The 19,175-nt window shown below is 70.9% G+C and carries 17 protein-coding genes; 8 read left to right on the top strand and 9 right to left on the bottom strand.

Features of this window, described 5'->3' with window-relative positions; all coding sequences use genetic code 11:
- Window positions 1-301 precede the first annotated feature (301 nt).
- Complete coding sequence (locus ABZ385_RS06405) at window positions 302-1,174, top strand: helix-turn-helix domain-containing protein (RefSeq protein WP_358909986.1); 873 nt, start codon at window positions 302-304, stop codon at window positions 1,172-1,174.
- Here ABZ385_RS06405 and ABZ385_RS06400 read toward each other — a convergent pair.
- A complete protein-coding gene (locus tag ABZ385_RS06400) occupies window positions 1,093-2,025 on the bottom strand; it encodes an MBL fold metallo-hydrolase (protein ID WP_358909984.1) in 933 nt (310 codons plus the stop codon). The two genes, ABZ385_RS06405 and ABZ385_RS06400, sit on opposite strands and share 82 nt — an antisense overlap.
- Before the next feature lie 239 nt (window positions 2,026-2,264).
- A complete protein-coding gene (locus ABZ385_RS06395) occupies window positions 2,265-3,188 on the bottom strand; it encodes a recombinase zinc beta ribbon domain-containing protein (RefSeq protein ID WP_358909982.1) in 924 nt (307 codons plus the stop codon).
- Between the two features lie 668 nt (window positions 3,189-3,856).
- On the opposite strand from ABZ385_RS06395, the gene ABZ385_RS06390 reads away from it, so the two are divergent.
- The 3 genes from ABZ385_RS06390 to ABZ385_RS06380 all read left to right on the top strand — a co-directional run bounded on the left by ABZ385_RS06390 (window position 3,857) and on the right by ABZ385_RS06380 (window position 6,907).
- A complete protein-coding gene (locus tag ABZ385_RS06390) occupies window positions 3,857-5,533 on the top strand; it encodes a tyrosine-type recombinase/integrase (RefSeq protein ID WP_358909980.1) in 1,677 nt (558 codons plus the stop codon).
- A gap of 79 nt (window positions 5,534-5,612) precedes the next feature.
- On the top strand, window positions 5,613-5,861 hold the full coding sequence (locus ABZ385_RS06385; protein WP_358909979.1) for a hypothetical protein: 249 nt from the start codon (window positions 5,613-5,615) through the stop codon (window positions 5,859-5,861).
- Window positions 5,862-5,995: 134 nt separating this feature from the next.
- On the top strand, window positions 5,996-6,907 hold the full coding sequence (locus ABZ385_RS06380; protein WP_358909977.1) for a glutaminase: 912 nt from the start codon (window positions 5,996-5,998) through the stop codon (window positions 6,905-6,907).
- 57 nt (window positions 6,908-6,964) lie between these two features.
- Here ABZ385_RS06380 and ABZ385_RS06375 read toward each other — a convergent pair whose 3' ends face one another.
- The gene (locus ABZ385_RS06375) at window positions 6,965-7,411 is read right to left on the bottom strand and encodes an Lrp/AsnC family transcriptional regulator (RefSeq protein ID WP_125510884.1); all 447 of its coding nucleotides are present in this window, start codon (window positions 7,409-7,411) and stop codon (window positions 6,965-6,967) included.
- Window positions 7,412-7,505: 94 nt separating this feature from the next.
- On the opposite strand from ABZ385_RS06375, the gene ABZ385_RS06370 reads away from it, so the two are divergent.
- Window positions 7,506-8,033: a rhodanese-like domain-containing protein gene (locus ABZ385_RS06370; RefSeq protein ID WP_358909976.1), complete on the top strand. Its 528-nt coding sequence runs from the start codon at window positions 7,506-7,508 to the stop codon at window positions 8,031-8,033.
- Window positions 8,034-8,086: 53 nt separating this feature from the next.
- Here ABZ385_RS06370 and ABZ385_RS06365 read toward each other — a convergent pair whose 3' ends face one another.
- Together ABZ385_RS06365 and ABZ385_RS06360 are read right to left on the bottom strand one after the other, a co-directional pair.
- Window positions 8,087-9,793: a DUF885 domain-containing protein gene (locus tag ABZ385_RS06365; RefSeq protein WP_358590239.1), complete on the bottom strand. Its 1,707-nt coding sequence runs from the start codon at window positions 9,791-9,793 to the stop codon at window positions 8,087-8,089.
- Window positions 9,794-9,828: 35 nt separating this feature from the next.
- Window positions 9,829-10,341, bottom strand: coding sequence for an Lrp/AsnC family transcriptional regulator (locus ABZ385_RS06360; protein WP_358590241.1), 513 nt, complete (start codon window positions 10,339-10,341; stop codon window positions 9,829-9,831).
- A 60-nt stretch (window positions 10,342-10,401) separates the two neighbouring features.
- Here ABZ385_RS06360 and ABZ385_RS06355 point away from each other — a divergent pair, with 60 nt between their 5' ends.
- Complete coding sequence (locus tag ABZ385_RS06355; RefSeq protein ID WP_358909975.1) at window positions 10,402-11,646, top strand: PLP-dependent transferase; 1,245 nt, start codon at window positions 10,402-10,404, stop codon at window positions 11,644-11,646.
- Here ABZ385_RS06355 and ABZ385_RS06350 read toward each other — a convergent pair.
- The 3 genes from ABZ385_RS06350 to ABZ385_RS06340 all read right to left on the bottom strand — a co-directional run bounded on the left by ABZ385_RS06350 (window position 11,552) and on the right by ABZ385_RS06340 (window position 15,812).
- Window positions 11,552-13,039, bottom strand: coding sequence for a GNAT family N-acetyltransferase (locus tag ABZ385_RS06350; RefSeq protein ID WP_358909974.1), 1,488 nt, complete (start codon window positions 13,037-13,039; stop codon window positions 11,552-11,554). The genes ABZ385_RS06355 and ABZ385_RS06350 overlap by 95 nt on opposite strands.
- Window positions 13,040-13,151: 112 nt before the next feature.
- On the bottom strand, window positions 13,152-14,732 hold the full coding sequence (locus ABZ385_RS06345; RefSeq protein WP_358909972.1) for an alkaline phosphatase D family protein: 1,581 nt from the start codon (window positions 14,730-14,732) through the stop codon (window positions 13,152-13,154).
- Window positions 14,733-14,981: 249 nt separating this feature from the next.
- Window positions 14,982-15,812 carry an alpha/beta fold hydrolase gene (locus ABZ385_RS06340; protein WP_358584637.1) on the bottom strand — a complete coding sequence of 277 codons (831 nt, stop codon included), beginning with the start codon at window positions 15,810-15,812 and terminating at the stop codon, window positions 14,982-14,984.
- A gap of 185 nt (window positions 15,813-15,997) precedes the next feature.
- On the opposite strand from ABZ385_RS06340, the gene ABZ385_RS06335 reads away from it, so the two are divergent.
- Together ABZ385_RS06335 and ABZ385_RS06330 are read left to right on the top strand one after the other, a co-directional pair.
- A complete protein-coding gene (locus ABZ385_RS06335) occupies window positions 15,998-16,903 on the top strand; it encodes an RNA polymerase sigma-70 factor (RefSeq protein ID WP_358910285.1) in 906 nt (301 codons plus the stop codon).
- A gap of 293 nt (window positions 16,904-17,196) precedes the next feature.
- Window positions 17,197-17,958, top strand: coding sequence for a GntR family transcriptional regulator (locus tag ABZ385_RS06330; RefSeq protein WP_358584639.1), 762 nt, complete (start codon window positions 17,197-17,199; stop codon window positions 17,956-17,958).
- A 24-nt stretch (window positions 17,959-17,982) separates the two neighbouring features.
- On the opposite strand, the gene ABZ385_RS06325 is transcribed toward ABZ385_RS06330, so the two are convergent.
- A complete protein-coding gene (locus ABZ385_RS06325) occupies window positions 17,983-19,140 on the bottom strand; it encodes an ROK family transcriptional regulator (protein WP_358909970.1) in 1,158 nt (385 codons plus the stop codon).
- Between the last annotated feature and the right edge of the window lie 35 nt (window positions 19,141-19,175).

The following is a 19,175-nucleotide window of genomic DNA, read 5'->3' as shown; positions in this document are numbered from 1 at the left end:
AGTCAAGGCCACCGCGGCGGAGCCAGTCATCGGACGTCCGTGGGGGTGGCCGGCAGGAGTTCTCTCTGCGCACGGCATACCTTGCCCGGATTTCGTCGCGTTAGGTCGCCCTTGTCACTGCCGGTAGTGCCACATCCGGTACTACCACTCTCGAAACCGCCCACCAGTGGGTAGTTATGGGTGGTTTGCGGCGATTTAGGAGACTCGAAGGAGTGATTATGAAAGGTTGGTGTGTACAAGAAATGGGTTAAGGTCTGGGCTAACATTTTCCCTCTTGTAATCTGATAACGGACAAAAGACCATGACGACATCCCTGCCGCCGATCACCCGCATGCTGCGCACCTGGCGGAAGCGCCAGGACCCGCGCGCTGTACCGGGGTTCACCGAGCGGTACGGGAAACGCAACCGCAAAGGCCTCACGCAGGCAGACATGGCCCTGCTCACCGGCATGTCGGAAGGCTGGTACCGCAAGCTGGAGACCGGAGCCCAGGAGAACTACTCCCATGACGTCCTGGACCGCGTCGCCCGCATCCTAGGCCTCAACGACGCCGAACGCGTCCACCTCTTCTACTTCGCCACCGGCCACGAGCCCGCACCCCTGAAGCGGCCGGATGCCGGCCACCTCGACCCCACGGTCACGGCACTCGTCCACCAGCAGATATGGCCCGCCTACACCTTCGGCCCCGACTGGGACATCCGGGTCTTCAACGAGCACGCCGGCCGGGACTTCCCCTGGATGAACCACGGCGTCAACGTGATGATCTGGGCTCTGACCTACCCCGAGGCCCGCCTACAGCTCATCGACTGGGAAGAGTCCTGGGCCAAGCCCATGGCCTCCCAACTGCGCCTGGCCGCGCAGGCCAACCGGGGAAACCAGCGGCTCGCCGAAGTCGTCCGGGAGGTCAAGGAGCGCGATCCGGTGGCGAAGAAGATCCTCGAAGAGGACCACACCGCCATCACCCACCCTGACGGTGATGTGCGCCGACTGCACCTGCCCAACCGCGACGGGGTTTTCGAGGTCGAGTTCATCACCTTCGCCCGGCTGCGAAACAACACGAAGATGATGATCGTCATGCCCCCGGGTGATGCCGCCTACCGGCAGGCCAACTCGGCCATGCCCTCCACCATGGCCAGCGTCCCCGCGGGTACCCCGGGTGCGCCTGCTTCGGCGTAGGCGGCTGTGGTCTGGGTGAACAGCCGCTCGGGATGAGCCCATGAACCCGCGTGCTCGGCCATGATCCGGCGGGCAGCCTCCATGAGGGGTACGCCGGCCTTGGCGAGCTGCCTGGCGCTCTCCGCAACCGCGATGAGACGGCCCTGCACTATCTCGACGTCGGCGCGTCCCATCAGTGGCCCATGGCCCGGAACGAAGGTCTCGGCCCCGGTCGCCAGCAGCCGCTCGCAGACGGCTATGCAGGCGGAGATCGACGCCGACCACACCACCATGTGCGCCCCACTGAACAGCGCGTCACCGGCGAAGACGATGCCGTCCTCTGGAATGTGCACGGCCACATCTCCAGGGCTGTGGCCCGGCCCGAGATCCAGCAGCTCGACCAGTGTCTGCCCGACCTTGACCTCCAGCCGCCCGGTGAAGGTCTGGGTGGGGCCCGTGACAGTGACACCGGAGAAGTCGAAATGCCCGAAGCACTCAGCGGCGTAGGTCGCCGTGGCGCTCTGGCCGCTCATCGCGCACAGGGCAGACAGCTGCTCAGGTCCCATCTCCTTGCAGGCGTGACGCGCGGACAGCTCCGAGGTGATGATCTCCGCGTCCGCGACGAGCTGGTTGCCCCAGGTGTGATCACCGTTGGCGTGGGAGTTCACGACGGTGGATATCTCCGTGCCCGGCAGAGCCGTGGCGACGGCACGCAGAAGGTCACGTGTGGAGTCGAGCGTGAACTGTGTATCGATCAGAAGGCCTTGACCGTCACTGGCCACCACGCCGCTGTTGCTGTAGCCCCAGCCGGGCCGGTCGTTCATCCATGCCCACGTGGTGGCGGACAGCTGCTGGAGGGCAGGGGAGGGCACTGTGGTTCATCCATTCCGTGGGACTTAATCGGCTAAAGCCTCAAAACGCCCGTATCTTACGGACAGGTGTCCCCGGCGAGGCAAACCAGCCCAGAGGCAAACCTGCTGCGGTCCCAGCGCAGACGGGCAGACGTAAGGTCAACGAGCCTCGCGCTGCGGAAATATCTCAGCCGGGGCCCGTTCCGCAGGCCAACAGGCCACCAGAAGCAGGGCAGTTGACCGCCCGAAATGGACGGTGCCTAGCGCCACTCGATGTGGATCCGCTCACTGGGATCGCGGTGCCTGCCACGCCCCACCGGCATGACGCGCACCTTGACGATCACGACGCCGACCAGCGCCCGCTGCCAGGCCCGCGGCGCCGTCTTCCACCAGGCGGCCAAGTCCTCGACGTCGTCAACGGGTACATCGATCAGCTGCTCCAGGTAGCGCAGACGGCTCCGCGCCTCACGCAGGTCCTGCTTGGTCGCCTTCTCGGCAGCCTCGTAGGCGGCCGGCACCAGCACCTTGCGCATCTCGCGCAGCTCCCCGAACCGCTCCGGCGACCCGTCGATGTGCTCCTTCAGGCGCCCGGCCTCCGCCCGCAGGTCGGCCAGCAGCTGAGCCACCCGCTCCCGGGCGCCTGGCCGCAGCAGCTCCGCGAGAACTTCCTCGGCCACGGAGTCTTCGAGCCGGTCGGCGTTCATCCGAACCCGCCCGCACGAGTCCTGACCCTCCCGGGGTGCGGGGCAGCGGTAGGCCGGATCGCCGCCGCTGGTGACGCGCGTGCCCACCATGCTGTAGTCGCACCGGCCGCACTCCGACCGGCCTTCGTTCAGCAAGTAGTCGAAGGCACCCCGGGGCTCGGCCTGCTGGCCCGCCTTCTCGGCGAACAGGGCAAGGAGCCGCTGACGCTCACCGGGCGTCAGTACCGTCTCGCCGAAGTCCTCGATGGGCTCGCCGTCCTCACCCAGTCCCGCCATGCGGGGATGGCTCAGGACGCGGGTCAGGACCTCCGGTGCCCACTCGTTGCCGAGCGCCGTGCGATACCCCTGGGCATTCATCCACCGGCATGCCTCGGCCCTGCTGTGCTGGTCGAACAGCAGGGAGGCGGCCTTGCGCAGACCTGGGGCCTCCTGGGGGTGGAGCCCTCCGCGGCGACTCAGGTAGCCAGTCAGCCGTGCCATGCGTCTCCGTCCGATCACGAGCGGATCGCCTGCCCATAGCGACCCCTTAGCCCGATAATAGGTCACGATAGCTCCATTGTGTAGACAATGGAGCCACCAGGTCGACGAGACCCCGCAAGCGGCGACATTTGCGCACGTCACAGCGCCACAACACCGGCGATCAGTGAGGCACGTCACGATGCCCTTCGCTCTCGGGCGGCACCTCGCGGAGCTGGTCGCAGCGCCACCCGTCCACGTAAAAAGCAGCCCCACTGAACGGACGCAGCGTGATCCGACCGGGCCCTGGTGAGCCCGTGCCGCGCCTCGTCAGGACACCCCCAAGGCCTCCCACAGCGAAGCAGTCGCCACCTTCTGCGTGCGCCCCAGGGGGATCAGCTTCGCCGGGAACGCATCCGCCTTGATCAAGTCATACGCCTTGTCCGCCCCGATCCCCAGGGCACGTGCAGCTGTCACGACATTCACTACTGCCGGCAGCGATCGGACTTCCTCTACGGACATCCCGCTACACCGCTGGCGCTGCTCAGTCACAGACGAGGACAAAGGTGGTCACATCCCTCTTCCCCGCGCCACCTGGCAGGAAGCATACGACGCCCAAGGAGCCGTCACCTTCCCTACAGCAAGATCAGGACACGTAAGGAACAACCCGCCGCAACCAGGGAGATACCCACGTGTTCGATGGCAGCACCTACAAGCGATGCAAGTGCACCGAACCCAAGCTGGATAGTGACGGTCAGCCTGTTCTCGACGCGAGTGGGGAACCCAGGTTTCGCGAACTCGGCTCCGCCTGCCCCCTCCTGAACAGACGCGACCACGGCTCCTGGTACTACTACGTCAAGCTCCCCGACGGCCCAGGCGGCAAACGCCGCCGCCCGCGCAAAGGCGGCTTCCTCACACAGAAGCAGGCGAAGGAGGAAGCGCAGAAGCTGTGGGACGAAGCTCAGGGGGGCGTCGACATCGACAGTAATGAGACTGTCGCCTCGTACCTCGACCGTTGGCACGCCAAGCGCGTCGACCTCAAGCGCAAGACCCGAGGCGACTACCGCGACTTCATCGACCGCGTCTTCAAGCCCGCCCTCGGCCACCTCCCCATGCGCGATCTCCGCGAGCGCCACATCCAAGAGATGTTCCAACAGATATGGGCATACAACGAGATCAAGAAGGCTAACCGCGAAGCGGCAGAGCTAGCCAAAACCGAATGCGACGCAGCCCACTTGGCCTGGAGTCAGGCGCCCACGCCCCGGCCCTTCGAGCTGCGTCAGGCATGGCACCAAGCCCGTACAGCTCTCAAAGAAGCCCGCGCCAAGCCTCGCCAGGACACCGGGCCCGCCTCCCAGAAGAAGTACCTCGACTGCCTCACCGCCGCTCTTAACGATGCCGTCACCGAGAAGCTCGTCACGCAAAACTGGGCCAAGCTTGTCGTCATCCCTAAATACGAGCGCCCCCAACCGCTGGTGTGGACCGACGAGCGAGTGGCACGCTGGCGCGAGACCGGCCAGAAGCCCAGTCCAGTCATGGTCTGGACCCCAGAACAGACGGGTGAGTTCCTCGACGCAGCCGTCGATCACCCCATGTACATCATGTGGCACCTCATGGTGTACCGGGCACCACGTCGAGGTGAGGCAACCGGCCTGCCCTGGACAGAACTCGACCTCACCAAAGGGGTGGCCTACGTCTCCGGCCAGCTCGTCACCGATTCCAACTACAACGTATGGAAGGACACCCCCAAGAGCCGCAGCGGCCGCCGCACGGTCGCTCTCGACCACGCCACTCTGGCCCTGCTCACGGCCTGGCGCGACCTACAGAAGGCTCAGCGCGCTGAGTGGGAGAAGAAGCACCGCGAAGACCCTCGGAGCCACGGACCGTACGTCGATTCCGGCTACGTCTTCACCCGACCCGATGGGCGCCCCCACCACCCCGCCAACGTCTCCCAGGCCTTCAACAGGTTCGTCCAGCGCATTGGTCTGCCACCGATCCGCCTCCACGACCTGCGCCACTGCGCAGCCTCACTCAGCCTGGCTGCCGGCCTCTCCATGAAGGCCATCCAAGCCCTGCTCGGCCATAGCAGCTACCAACTGACGGCTGACACCTACACCAGCTTGTTGCCTCAGTTCGAGCATGCCGCCGCCAACGCCCCGCTTGAACTCGTGCCACGCCGCAACGGAGTGGAGAAGCCCGACGGTGAACAGACCTCCGCATCAGAGGTAGACCACGAGCAGGCCGCGGCTTCGGTTCCTCCCGGAGCAGAAGCACAGGATGAGGCAGTCGCCTCCGCCGCAAACTCGGAAGACCGGCACCTGCACGTAGTACGTATCGACCGCGGAGACCAGGCGCAAAACGCCGCTTGAGCGCGCTGTCCCCCGCACGTCCCCCGGCCACGATCAAGAGCCCCCGAAGCAATCAACGGGGGCTCTTTTCTTCCCTGTTTTGCCTGATCAGAGGGGTTACCCCCGCAGTTGTCGAACTCGCGACCGCCTCTTCATCGACGAGGGCTTCGGCAGCCTGGACGACCAGACCCTGGACGAGGTCCTGGACGTCCTGGACTCACTGCGCGAGCGGGACCGCAGCGTGGGCATCGTCAGCCACGTCGCTGACCTGCGCCGCCGGGTGCACGCGCAGTTGGAGGTGGTGAAGGGGCGGGGCGGGTCGGTGGTGCGGCAGCGGGGGCTGGGATAGGCGAGCGGGCGGACGGCCCCGCCAAGGGCGCGGTACGGGCAGGCGTTATCCTGACCCCGGTCGCCGACATACCCCGCAAGCAGCGGATTTTCGGGTCGAAACGGCCACCTCCGTACAGGCAGAAAGCGCAGGTTGTGGACTACCAGGCCGTTCTCGAGGAAGTCGCCGCTTTCGCCCGGCCGCTGGTGGGCCGCGGTCAGGTGGCCCGGTACATCCCGGCGCTCGCCGGCGTGGACGCCGAGCGGTTCGGCATCGCGGTCGCCGACGTCGACGGCGAGGTGCACGGGGTGGGGGACTGGCAGGAGCCGTTCTCCGTCCAGTCCATCTCCAAGGCCTTCAGCCTCGCGCTCGTCCTCGCGGAGGGCGGCGAGCGGATCTGGGACCGGGTCGGCACGGAACCGTCCGGCAACCCCTTCAACTCGCTGGTCCAGCTCGAGTACGAGAACGGCATCCCGCGCAATCCCTTCATCAACGCCGGCGCGCTGGTCGTCACGGACCGGCTGCAGAGCCTCACCGGGGACGCCGGCGCGACGATGCTGGAGTTCCTGCGCGCCGAGAGCGGCAACCCGGACGTCGCCTTCGATCCGGTGGTGGCCGCCTCCGAGGCCGAGCACGGCGACCGCAACGCGGCACTGGCCCACTTCATGGCGAGCTACGGCAACCTCGACAATCCCGTCGGCACGGTGCTCGACCACTACTTCCGGCAGTGCGCGATCCGCATGAGCTGCCGCGACCTCGCCCTCGCGGCGGCCTTCCTCGCCCGCCACGGGCTGCGCAACGACGGCACGCGTCTGCTGCCCGCCCGCGAGGCGAAGCAGGTCAACGCGGTCATGCTCACCTGCGGCACCTACGACGCGGCGGGCAGTTTCGCCTACCGCGTCGGGCTGCCGGGCAAGAGCGGCGTCGGCGGCGGCATCGTCGCGGTGATCCCCGGACGCTGCACCCTGTGCGTCTGGAGCCCGGGCCTGGACTCGTACGGCAACTCGGTGGCGGGCGTGGCGGCGCTCGACCACTTCACCACCGTGACGGGCTGGTCGGTGTTCTAGCCGGCGTACCCGGCGCAGCCGCCGCACACCCGGCCTGCGCCGAGGCGACGGCGCCGGTCAGCGTCCCAGCGGGCGTCTCGGCAGGGGAGAGGAGTACACGACGCTCGTCGTCACCGAACCCAGGGCGCCGATCCGGCCCGAGACCTCTTCGAGGTGGTTCATCGACCGCGCGGCGACCTTGATGACGAAGCAGTCGTCGCCGGTGACATGATGCGCCTCGAGGATCTCCGGGGTGGCCTCGACCAAGTCGTGGAAAGGCTTGTAATTCCCCGTCGGGTAGCGCAGCCGCACGAACGCGAGAATCGGCAGCCCCAGCCGCTCCGGGTCGACCACGGCCGCGTAGCCCTGGATGACGCCCGCCTCCTCCAGGCGCCGCACGCGCTCGGTGACGGCGCTCGCGGACATCGAGACGGCGCGCGCCAGCTCGGCATAGCTGGCGCGGCCCTCGCGCTGGAGGACGTCGAGGATGCGCCAGTCGGTGGCGTCCGTGGAATAACCGGTCATGCCCGAGAGGAAACAGGGAAATCCCCGGCCGATCAAGGGGGGTGCCGGGGATCGCCGCTTCAGACTTCCGGTCGCGGCACCTAGATTTTCTGCCATGGACACCACGAACGTGCAGGTCAGCTCCCCTTCCGCCGACTCGGCCGCCGGACTTCCCGCCGCCGTGAATTCCGTTCTGCGGATCCCGCCCGCCTCCCCGGCCGCGGCCGCCGCGTACTTCGGGGCGAGCCTCGCCTTCCACGCCGATGTCTCCGACGTGGCCGCCGCCCTCGCGGACGGCGGCGACCCCGGCTTCGTCGTGATCGACACCCGCAGCACCGCGTCGTGGGACCAGGGGCACATCCCGGGCGCGCTGCACCTGCCCACCGCGCTCATCCCCGAGCAGGCCGAGGCGCTCCTCGACAAGTCGGTGCCGGTGATCACCTACTGCTGGGGCCCGGGCTGCAACGGCGCCACCCGGGCGGCCCTCGCCCTCGCCCGGCTCGGCTTCCCGGTCAAGGAGATGCTCGGCGGCTTCGAGTACTGGGCGCGGGAGGGCTTCGCGTACGAGACGTGGGAGGGCCGGGAGCGACGCGCCCCGGACGGCCTCACGGCGCCGCTCGACGCCGCCGACTGCGGCTGCTGACCCCAGAGGGGCGGTGGACGGGCCGCAGCCACGGCCGCCCACCGCCCCGTTGGTCACAGCCGGGACAGCTCGTCCACCAGGTCGTCCAGACCCAGCGAGCCCTGGGAGAGCGCCGCCATGTGCCACGCCTTCGCGTCGAACGCGTCGCCGTGGCGCCGGCGCGCGTTCTCGCGGCCGAGCAGCCACGCCCGCTCGCCCAGCTTGTAGCCGATGGCCTGACCCGGGATCGTGAGGTAGCGCGTCAGCTCGCTCGCCACGTACTCCGCCGGGCGGCTGGAGTGCGCGTCGCAGAACTCCTGGGCCAGGTCCGGTGTCCAGCGCTCGCCCGGGTGGAAGGGGGAGTCCGCCGGGATCTCCAGCTCCAGGTGCATGCCGATGTCGACGATGACCCGCAGCGCGCGCATCATCTGGGCGTCCAGATAACCGAGCCTGCGCTCGGGGTCGGTGAGGAAGCCCAGCTCGTCCATGAGCCGCTCGGCGTAGAGCGCCCAGCCCTCCGCGTTCGCGCTGACGAGGCCGACGGTCGCCTGGTAGCGGGAGAGGTCCTGCGCCACGTGGGCCCACTGGGCGATCTGGAGGTGGTGGCCCGGCACGCCCTCGTGGTACCAGGTGGAGACGAGGTCGTAGACGGGGAAGCGGGTCTCACCCATGGTCGGCAGCCAGGTGCGGCCGGGGCGCGAGAAGTCCTCGGACGGGCCCGTGTAGTAGGGCGCCGCCGCGCCGCCGGGCGGGGCGATGTGGGACTCCACCGTGCGGACGCGCTCGGCGAGTTCGAAGTGCGTGCCGTCCAGCGCCTCGATCGCCTCGTCCATCAGCTCCTGGAGCCACACCCGCACCTCCTCGACGCCCTCGATGTGCGTGCCGTGCTCGTCCAGGTGCGCCAGCGCCACCCAGGGCGTGGCGGCCCCCGGCAGGACCTTCTCCGCCTCGGCGCGCATCTCCCCGAGCAGCCGGTGGAACTCCGACCAGCCGTACGCGTACGCCTCGTCGAGATTCAGATCCGTGCCGTTGAAGTAGCGGGACAGCAGGGCGTAGCGCTCGCGGCCCACGGTGTCGGGGGAGCCCTCGATCGTGGGCGCGTAGACGTCCCGCATCCAGTCCCGCAGTGAGACCACGGAGGCGGTGGCGGCCCGCGCCGCGTCGTCCAGCTCGGAGCGCAGCGCGTCCGGCCCCGCGGCGGCGAACTCCTCGAACCAGCCGCCCTTGCCCGCTCCGCCCGCCCACTCGGTGAGCTGCCCGATGAACGTGGCCGTGGGGCGCGGCGCCCCGAACAGCTTGCGGTCCAGGCCGAGTTCGAGCGAGGCGCGATAGCCCTCCAGCGCGGTCGGTACGGCCCGCAGCCGCTCGGCGATGACCGCCCAGTCCTCCCGCGTCTCCATGGGCGTCACGGTGAAGATCTCCCGCACCTGGTGCGGCATCGTGTCGAGATTGCCGACCCGGCGCAGGCCCTCCCCGGCGTCGTGCACGGCCAGCTCCGCGGTGAGCCGCTCGCGCAGCAGCCTGCCGCAGCGGCGCTCGATCTCCCGGTCCGCCCCGGGCCGGGTTTCCGCCTCGTCCAGCCGGACGAGGGTCGTCCGCGCCAGCCGGGCGAGCGCCTCCTGACCGGCGGGCGAGGTGTCGGGGAGCCTGCTGTCGCTCTCGCGTACGCCGAGGTAGGTGCCGGTGATGGGGTCGAGGGCGATGAGCTCGTCGACGTACGCGTCGGCGACCTCGCGGGGCAGGGGGCCGGCGTTCGGATGTGGGTTCTTCGTCACTGACATGCGGACATCCTCGTACGAGGGGACGGTGCGCGTCATCATGGTTCGGCGGGATTCTCGCGTGGTCCGGCGCCGGCGTCCTCGGCCGGCAGCAGGGGGCCGCACTCCCACTGCTGGAAGATCAACCTCGTCTCCACGCGGGCCACTTCGCGCCGCGCCGTGAACTCGTCGAGCACCAGCCGCTGGAGATCCGCCGGGCCGGCCACCGCCACATGCACCAGGAAGTCCTCCGGGCCCGTGAGATGGAACAGCGACAACGACTCGGGCAGGGCCCGGATCCGTTCCACGAAGGGCACCACGAGGTCGCGGCGGTGCGGCCGCACCTGCACCGAGAGCAGGGCCTGGAGGCCGCGCCCGAGTTTCGCCGGATCCAGGCGCAGCTGGTGGCCGAGGATCACCCCCGAGCGCCGCAGCCGCGCCACCCGGTCGAGGCAGGTGGACGGCGCCACGCCGACCTGCGCCGCGAGGTCGCGGTAGGTGGTCCGGGCGTCGTTCTGCAACAGCCGCAGAATGTGAAGGTCCACCGGGTCCAGTGCGACAGAGTCGGCCATCGGGCGAACGTAACACGGGATGTGCCGCCGTCGGCCCGAGTCCTGTTCAGCCTGTGGGGCATGGAAGCGAACACGGAGAAAGCCATGCGGGAGGCGCCGCGTGCCCTGGCCACCGAGGCCGTGCACGCCGGGCGGGACGATCTGGCCGAACTGGGTCTGCACGCCCCGCCCATCGACCTCTCCACGACCTACCCCTCCCGCGACAGCCGCGGCGAGGCCGCCCGCATCGACGCCTTCGCCGCCGAGGGGGTCCTCGACGACGGGCCGCCCGTCTACGCCCGGCTCGGCAATCCGACCGTCGCCCGTTTCGAGACCGCGCTGGCCCGCCTCGAAGGCACCGAGAGCGCGGTCGCGTTCGCCAGCGGCATGGCCGCCCTCACCGCGGTCCTGCTGGTGCGCGCCACCGCCGGCCTGCGGCACGTCGTGGCGGTGCGGCCGCTGTACGGCTGCAGCGACCACCTGCTCACGGCGGGGCTGCTCGGCACCGAGGTGACGTGGGTGGATCCGGCCGGCATCGCGGACGCCGTCCGTCCCGACACCGGTCTGGTGATGGTCGAGTCACCGGCCAACCCGACGCTCGCCGAACTCGACCTGGCCGCCGTGGCCCACTCCTGCGGCGAGGTGCCGCTGCTCGCCGACAACACCTTCGCCACCCCCGTCCTCCAGCGGCCCGTGGAGAGCGGCGCCCGCCTGGTGCTGCACAGCGCCACGAAGTACCTGGGCGGCCACGGTGACGTACTCGCCGGAGTCGTGGCGTGCGACGAGGAGTTCGCGCGCCGGTTGCGCCAGGTGCGGTTCGCCACCGGAGGGGTGCTGCATCCGCTCGCCGGGTACCTGCTGCTGCGCGGCCTCGCCACGCTGCCGGTCCGGGTGCGGGCGGCGTCGGCGAACGCGGCGGAGCTGGCGCGGCGCCTCGCCGGGGACCCGCGTGTGGCGCGCGTCCACTACCCCCGGCTCGGCGGCGCCATGGTCGCCTTCGAAGTGTGCGGCGACCCGCACGAGGTGATCGCCGGAGTCCGGCTGATCACCCCGGCGGTCAGCCTCGGCAGCGTCGACTCGCTCATCCAGCACCCGGCGTCCATCAGCCACCGCGTGGTGGACCCCGCGGACCGGCACTCGTCCGGCGTGAGCGACCGCCTGCTGCGCATGTCGTGCGGTCTGGAGGACGTCGAGGACCTGTGGCGCGACCTGGACCAGGCCCTCGGCCCGGTCAGCGCTCCGCCCGCTGATGCCGCTCGACGCGACCGTCGTGCGACCCAACCCCCTCGTGCGGGCGAGCCTCGCCGTGCGGCTGCCGCGCGCTGACGGACGGCGCGTCGAGGCGGGCGGTGATCACCAGCGTGCCCTCCTCGATCTGGTAGTCGAGCGGCAGGCCGAGACCCCGCATCGCGGCGACCATGCCCGTGTTGGAGGCCTGGGTCACCGCGTACACGCTCTCGCAGCCCGCCTCGGCCGCCATCGCCACGAGCCGGCCGAGCAGCTGACCGCCGATGCCGCGCCGCTGCCACTCGTCCTCCACGAGCAGCGCGATCTCGGTCTCGTCGCCGTCCCAGAGCAGATGGCCGACGCCGACGATGCGGCCGGAGGCCGTCTGCACCGCGAGGGTGCGGCCGAACCGCGGGCTGAGCAGGTGGCCGAGATAGCGGTCGGCGTCCCGCACCGGGCCGTGGTAGCGCATGCTCAGGGTGCGCTGCGAGCAGCGGTCGTGCATGGCCTTGGCGGCCTGGATGTCGGCCGTGTCGGCCCGGCGCACGGTGATGGAGTTGCCCTCGGGCAGGGTCAGCACGTCCTGGCTGCGCGGGACCCGCGGACCGAGCCGTGTGTCCAGTTCCACCAGGGCACGCGCGCGGGCGAACTCCGTGGGGGTGAACGGCAGATGGGGCCGCTCCACGGTGATCACCTCGCCGTCCGGGCCGTTCAGGCGCAGCACGGTCCCTTCGAGCGCGCCGTCCACCGGTGCCGCAGGCGGCGTCGGGGCCTGGCGGCCCACGGCTCGGGAGGCGGCGGGCAGCGAGCGGATGGTGCAGCGGCCGAGGAGCTGTCGCAGGGCGAGCGGCAGCTCGGCGGCGTCGAGCGCGGTGCGGGTGGCAAGGCCCAGGATGCGGGTGGGGGCGTCCACCAGGTCGTGGGTGTCGGCGCGTTCGATCCAGGTGCCCGCGCCGCCCGCGCGGGCGATCGACCGGGTGATCTCGGCGCCGGCCAGGGCTTCCGGGGCGCGCAGCAGGAACTCGTCGACCGTGCCCTCGGCCAGGGGATGTGCCTGCAGGCTCAGGATGTCCACCCGCAGCTCGGCGAGCGCCCCGCAGAGCGCGGCCAGGGAGCCCGGCTCGTCCCGTACGGTCGTACGCATCCGCCACAGCGTCGTCGCTCCGGGCGTGGCCGGGTGGCCGCTCCGTGTGGTGGTGGCGGGCCCGGCCTGCTCCGCCTCGGCGGGTGGCCGGGCGCCGATATCGGGTGCCGGCGGGGCATGGTTGTGGCGCCGTGCCCACCACAGGTGGAACCCGGTCGTGGCGAGGAGCACCACGGCCGAGATCACGAGCAGGGCAGGCCCGTCGGGGCCGTGCCCGATCATGTTGGCCACGGCGTCCGCCACCGCGACGGCCGTGAAGAGAGCGGCCAGCTCGACCACGTCGCGCCGCCAGTGATGAACGGGGCGGCCGTGCTTGGCGCGGGTCACATCGGTCGGTTCAGTTCGCATGCGACCACTGTGGGCGAGCGGTGTTGCGTGATCACGAACGTCGTGTGACTGATGGGTTAAGAGGCCATCTGTCCTTTTCGTGCCCTTCGCCGGACTGTATCGCCGGGCCGGATCACTGCCCCACCCGGCCCGGCCGCAGGACCTTCGTGAACAGGACGCCGCCGCCCTCCTGCCGCAGCCGGACGGTCAGGTCCCCGCTGCCCCCGTCGATGTCGACCTCGCCGAAGTACTGCGGTGTCTCGGCCGGCGAGGTGTTCGCGCGGCTCGGCGCCTTGACGAACTTCTGCTCGGGACCGAACGTCGCGTCGAGCTTCGTCGCGGGGAAACCGCCGGCGGCCAGCGGCCCGGACACGAACTCCCAGAACGGCGCGAAGTCCTTGAACGCCGCCCGCGAGGGGTCGTAGTGCTGCGCCGAGGTGTAGTGCACGTCGGCGGTCAGCCACACCGTCCCGGTGATCCGCCGGTGCTTGATGTGCCGCAGCAGCTCGGCGATCTGCAGTTCGCGGCCCAGCGGCGCGCCGGGATCGCCCTGCGCGACGGCCTCGAAGTTCGCCCTGCCGTCCGGCACGACGAGTCCGAGGGGCATGTCGGAGGCGATGACCTTCCACACCGCCCGGGACCGTGACAGCTCCCGCTTCAGCCAGGCCAGCTGCCGGGCGCCGAGGATGCCGGTGGCGTCGTCGATCTGCCTGTTCGGCGAGTTGGCGTTGCGGTACGAGCGCATGTCCAGGACGAACACGTCCAGGAGCGGCCCGTGCCGCAGCACGCGGTACACCCGCCCCTCCTCGTCGCCCGGCGGCAGCGTCGAGACGGGGAAGTACTCGCTGAACGCCCGCAGGGAGCGGCCCGCCAGCACGTTCACGTCCTTCTCCGTGTAGCGGGCGTCGTCCAGGATCTGGCCCGGGTACCAGTTGTTGCGCACCTCGTGGTCGTCCCACTGCACGAGGGAGGGCACCTGCGCGTTGAACCGGCGCAGGTTCTCGTCGAGGAGGTTGTAGCGGAACGCTCCGCGGAACTCGTCGAGGGACTCGGCGACCTTCGACTTCTCCTCCGTCGTGACGTTCCGCCACACGGAGCCGTCGGGGAGGGTGACGCTCGGCTGGATCGGCCCGTCGGCGTAGATGTTGTCCCCGCTGCACAGGAAGAAGTCGGGGTCGCGGCGGCGCATCTCCTCGAAGACGCGGTAGCCGCCCCGGTCCGGGTTGATGCCCCAGCCCTGGCCCGCGATATCGCCCGACCACAGGAAGCGCACCCCTTCCTTGCGGCTCTTGGGCGTCGTGCGGAAGGTGCCGGTGACCGGCCGCCCGGTGCGGCGCGGGTCGTCGGGGTCCGCGAGCAGCACCCGGTAGTGGATCTGCTCGCCGGCCGGCAGCCCTTGCAGCCGGGTCGTCCCCGTGAAATCCGTGTCCGGCCCGAGCAGCGGCCCGTGCCGGCGCCGCGCGTCGCGGAACGACTCCGTGGCCGCCGTCTCCACGATCATCCGGGCCGGGCGGTCGGACCGGACCCAGACGAGCCCCGCGTGCGCGGTCACGTCCCCGGCCCGCACGCCCCACCCGGCCTCCGGGCGGCCGGACCGGGCGAACGCGGGAGCGGCCCCGGCGAGCCCCGGCACGGCGAGCGCCGCCGGTGCGGCCAGCGATCCGAGCAGCAGGCTGCGGCGGCGGGGGGACGGGCTCGGCTGACGTCGTGACATGAATGCGCCTCCAGTTGACGGGGTGCGACCAGTGTGCGCGCCGCTGACCAGGGGCGCGCCACAGCGCCCGCACGAACCACAAGTGAACAACTCCCCGCCCGCCCGGGGGAACCGGCGCGCACACAACACCTGGGCCCGGCCTGTGGGTCGCGGGTCTTCGGACGGACGCGGTCCCACCGAGGAGGACCTGCCCCGCGTCTGCCCCGGCCCCCCCCGTACACCCGCTCGCGGCGGCGGGCCCCGAGCCCGTCAGCGGCAGGTGTCGCGGATGACCCGGGCGACCAGGGCCGGGTCGTCGTTCATCGGGACGTGCCCGCAGCCGGGCAGCCGGACGAGCCGCGCGTCGGGGATGACCTGCTTGGCCCGTATCCCCTGGCGGCGCAGGAGCACCCGGTCCCGGGTGCCCCAGGCGACGGTGACCGGCAGCCCCCGCACGTCGTCGCGGAAGAGGACGTCCCGGCCGGCCGTCAGCGTCGCCTCGAAGCCCGGGGCATGGCGCAGGGCGAGCGTCTCGGCGACGACCGCCTCCGGTGAACGGCGCCCTGGACGGGCGTAGATGGCACCGGTGAGCACCGCGCGACCGGCCGCGCTGCCGGACAGCCTCTCGACCACCGAAAGCGGCAGCAGCCGCGCGCCCTGCCGCAGCGCGAGCAGGGTGCAGAAGGCGTACCGGCGTTCGGCCGCCGACCAGAAGCCGCCGGGCGACAGGGCGGTGACGGAGCGCACGAGCCGCTCCCGGCCCAGCTCCAGGGCGAGCAGCCCGCCCAGGGAGTTGCCCGCCACATGGGGGCACTCGATCTTCAGGGCCGCACACAGCGCGCCGAGCGCCGAGACGACCGTGGGGAGGCCGTACGTCAGCCCGTCCGGCAGCGCGGGCGACTCCCCGAAGCCCGGCAGGTCCACCGCGATCACGTCGTACTCGGCGGCCAGGACCCGCGTCACCGGCTCCCAGGCCTGGCGGTGGTGGCCTATGCCGTGCAGCAGGAGCAACGGCTCACCCGCGCCCGACCGTTCGTAGGCGATCGTCATGGTGCGCGGGCCGCCGGGCGACGCGACCTCGAAGGACACCTCTGCGGACATGGCTGCTCCTGTTCCCGTCGCGGGACGACGGATCCTCAACTGCGTTAGACACGTTGTCAGCAACAATTACCGCCCAGTAGGCCCCACTTCAAGAGGCAAGTCCCACTTCAGAAGGTGGCCCACGCCTCACGGGGCCGCCCCGATTCCTCCTGGACAGCGGATCTTCCGTGAGCTGGGATGGAGAGGTGGCCACCGACAGCGCGACCGACCTCTTCGAACAGCACCGCCCCGTCCTGACGGGTGTCGCCTACCGCATGCTCGGCCGGGTGGCCGACGCGGAGGACGTCGTCCAGGAGGCCTGGCTCCGCTGGTCCGCCGCCGATCACGGCCAAGTACGCGACCCGCGCGCCTACTTGGTGCGCGTCACCACCCGCCTCGCCATCGACCGGCTGCGTCACGTGCAGTCCCGGCGCGAGGCGTACGTGGGACCGTGGCTCCCCGAGCCCTATGTCACCGACTTCGGCCCCACCGTCCCCGACACGGCCGAGCGGGCCGTCCTCGCCGAGTCCGTCTCCCTGGCGGTCCTCGTCGTCATGGAGTCCCTCTCGCCCCTGGAGCGCGCCGTCTTCGTGCTGCGGGAGGCCTTCGGGTTCCCCTACGCCGAGATCGCGCACACGCTGGACCGCGGCGAGGCCGCGGTGCGCCAGCTCGCGGGGCGCGCCCGCAAGCACGTCGAGGCGGGCCGCCCCCGCTACGAGGTGGACCCGGCCGAGCGCCGCGACCTCACCGAGCGGTTCCTGGCGGCGGCCGCCGAGGGCGACCTGGAGGGCCTGATGGCGCTGCTCGCCCCGGATGTCCGCCTCGTCGGTGACAGCGGCGGCAAGGCCAAGGCGCCGCTGCGCGTCGTCGAGACCGCCGAAAAGGTGGGCCGCTTCCTGCACGGCGTCGCCGCCAAGGGCCTCGCTCCCGGGTCCGAGCTGGAATTGCGGTTCCTCGAACTCAATGGAGCCGAATCGGTGCTCCTTCTGGCCGACGGGAAGCCGGACAGTGTCCTCCAGGTGGACACCGCCGACGGCCGCATTCAACGCGTCTACATCATCCGCAATCCGGACAAGCTCCTGCTGCTCGCCCACCACGGGCACGGCGAATAACCGCCCGGGACGGCCCACGACCCCCCGGAACCAAGCCCCCACCCGGCGGTGGGGGCTTCTTTCCGAGGAATCCGCGCGCCCCTCTCCACGGGCATGGCCGATTACGCCCGCTTGGCCCCGTGCGAACTCCGCATGAATGCTCTGTGGCGTCAACCCTGTGCGGGCTGTAACGGATCCAGGATTGGTCTTGACCAAGGGTGGGCGCAGGCCTATGGTCGCAGGGATAGTGCAGGAACCTTTAATAAACAAGGGCGCTAAAAAGCCGCCGGTCAACGGCGATTGCGGAGGACAGGGTGGGGACCACGCAGCTCGAATCGGTGCCGGAGCCGAAGTACTGGCACCTGAAGACCGTGCTCAGTGAGGCGCTCGACTCCGAGTTCGCGGTGGGGGAGATCCTGCCGAACGAGCGTGAGCTGGCCGCCCGCTTCGGCGTCGCCCGCGCCACGCTCCGCCAGGCACTCGAACAGCTCGAACTGGAAGGGCGGCTGCAGCGCCGCCGCGGGGTGGGCACGACCGTGGCCCCGCCCCGGATGGGTGTGGCCGTCGGCTCCGCGCAGGGCACCTGGCCCGGCGCGGTGGGCGACGCCTGGCAGCCCGCCGACTGCGCTCCGGGCCTCCCGCCCGCGGCCGTCGCCCGCATGCTGGAGACCCTCCTCGACGAGCAGGTCCACATCGTGCGCCGCACCCGCGTCTCCCAGGGACAGCCCGTCGCCGCCGAACTGCTGTACGTCCCGATGTCCTCGGTCGCCGAACTGACCGGCATGGACGCGCCGTCCGGCGCCGCCCGCGCGCGCGTCGTCCTGCGTGAGCTGGCCCGGCTCACCCTCGAAGGACAGGACAGGGCCGTCGAACTGGGCTCGGCCCGCGCGGACGACGCCAAGGCGCTCGACCGGCTGCCGGGCGCACCGGTCCTCCTGGTGACGACCCGCTTCCTCGCCGAGGGCCGCACGGCCGCGGTCTCCGTGGCCACCTACCGCGCGGACACCTGCCGGCTCACCTTCGGCGACGCCGGCGGCGTCGAGATCCACCACGGCCCGGAGCGGCGCGCTTCCTGAGCGCCGCCCGGCACCGCCCGCTCCTCACCGGCGGGCGGTGACCGTGCCCTCCACGGCGAACAGCTGCTCCTCGACGTGGTCGAGCGCCAGCCGCAGCGCTCCCGTCGCCACCGCCGCCTCGCCGAGCGCCGACAGCGCGACGCGGGGCGGCCGCAGGCAGTAGCGCGCCAGCTCCCGGCGCAGCGGCTCCAGTACGCCGTCCAGCCCAGCCGCCCAGCCGCCCACCACGACCAGTTCGGGGTCGAGGGCGAGCACGAGGGCCGCGACGTCGTGCACCAGGCGCTGGATGAAGCGGTCCACCGCCGCCCGCGCACGTTCGTCGCCCTCCTTGGCATGGGCGAAGACCTCGGCGACCGCCTGCTCGTCCAGGGGGTGCAGCGGCTCGTCCGTGGTGGAGAGCAGCGTCTCCGGGGTGACCTCGCGGCCCAGCAGATGCAGCGCGCCGATCTCGCCCGCCGCGCCGCCGTAGCCGCGGTGCAGGCGGCCACCGATCAGCGAACCGGCGCCCGGGCTCAGCCCGGCGAGGACGAACACCACGTCGTCGGTGTCGGTCGCCGCGCCCTTCCAGTGCTCGGCAACGGCCGCCGCGTTGGCGTCGTTCTCCACCAGGACCGGGCACTTGAAGGAACGGCGCAGCCGCTCACCGAGCTGAAGCCCCGTCCACTCGGGCAGCGCCGTGCTCAGCCGTACCGTGCCGTCCGCCTCCAGGATGCCGGGACTGCCCACCCCGACCGCGCGCAGCGAGCTGCGGGCTATCCCGGCCCGGCGCAACAGCTCCGCCACCGTGGTGCGCAGGCGTTCGAGCCGCTCGTCCGCGGGAGCCTCCTCGGAGACGTCCTTGGAGGCCGTGCCGAGGACCTTGCCGTGCAGGTCCGAAAGGACGGCCGCGACCCGGTGCGGGCCGATCTCCAGGCCCAGCAGATGACCCGCCTCGGCCCGGAAGCGGAACTTCCGGGCGGGCCGCCCCTGGCGCCGGGCACCGCTGTCCTCGGCCGCGGACTCCACCACGAGCCCGGCCTCGATGAGCCCCTCGACGACCCCCTCGACGGTGGGCCGGGAGAGCCCGGTCACTCGGGTGATCTCCGTGAGCGTCGCCAGATCCGCGGCGCGCAGCGCGTGCAGCACCACCGCGGAATTGATCCGCCGCAACAGAGAGGGATCCCCGCCGGTCAGCTGCCCCAACGTACGTCCTCCCAGCTCGTGCGCGTGATGGCCGG

It is taken from the genome of Streptomyces sp. NPDC005898 (assembly GCF_040629635.1).
In the GTDB taxonomy this organism is placed as follows: domain Bacteria; phylum Actinomycetota; class Actinomycetes; order Streptomycetales; family Streptomycetaceae; genus Streptomyces.
Note: the sequence above shows the minus strand (reverse complement) of the source record. Positions and strands in the feature narration are given on the sequence as shown.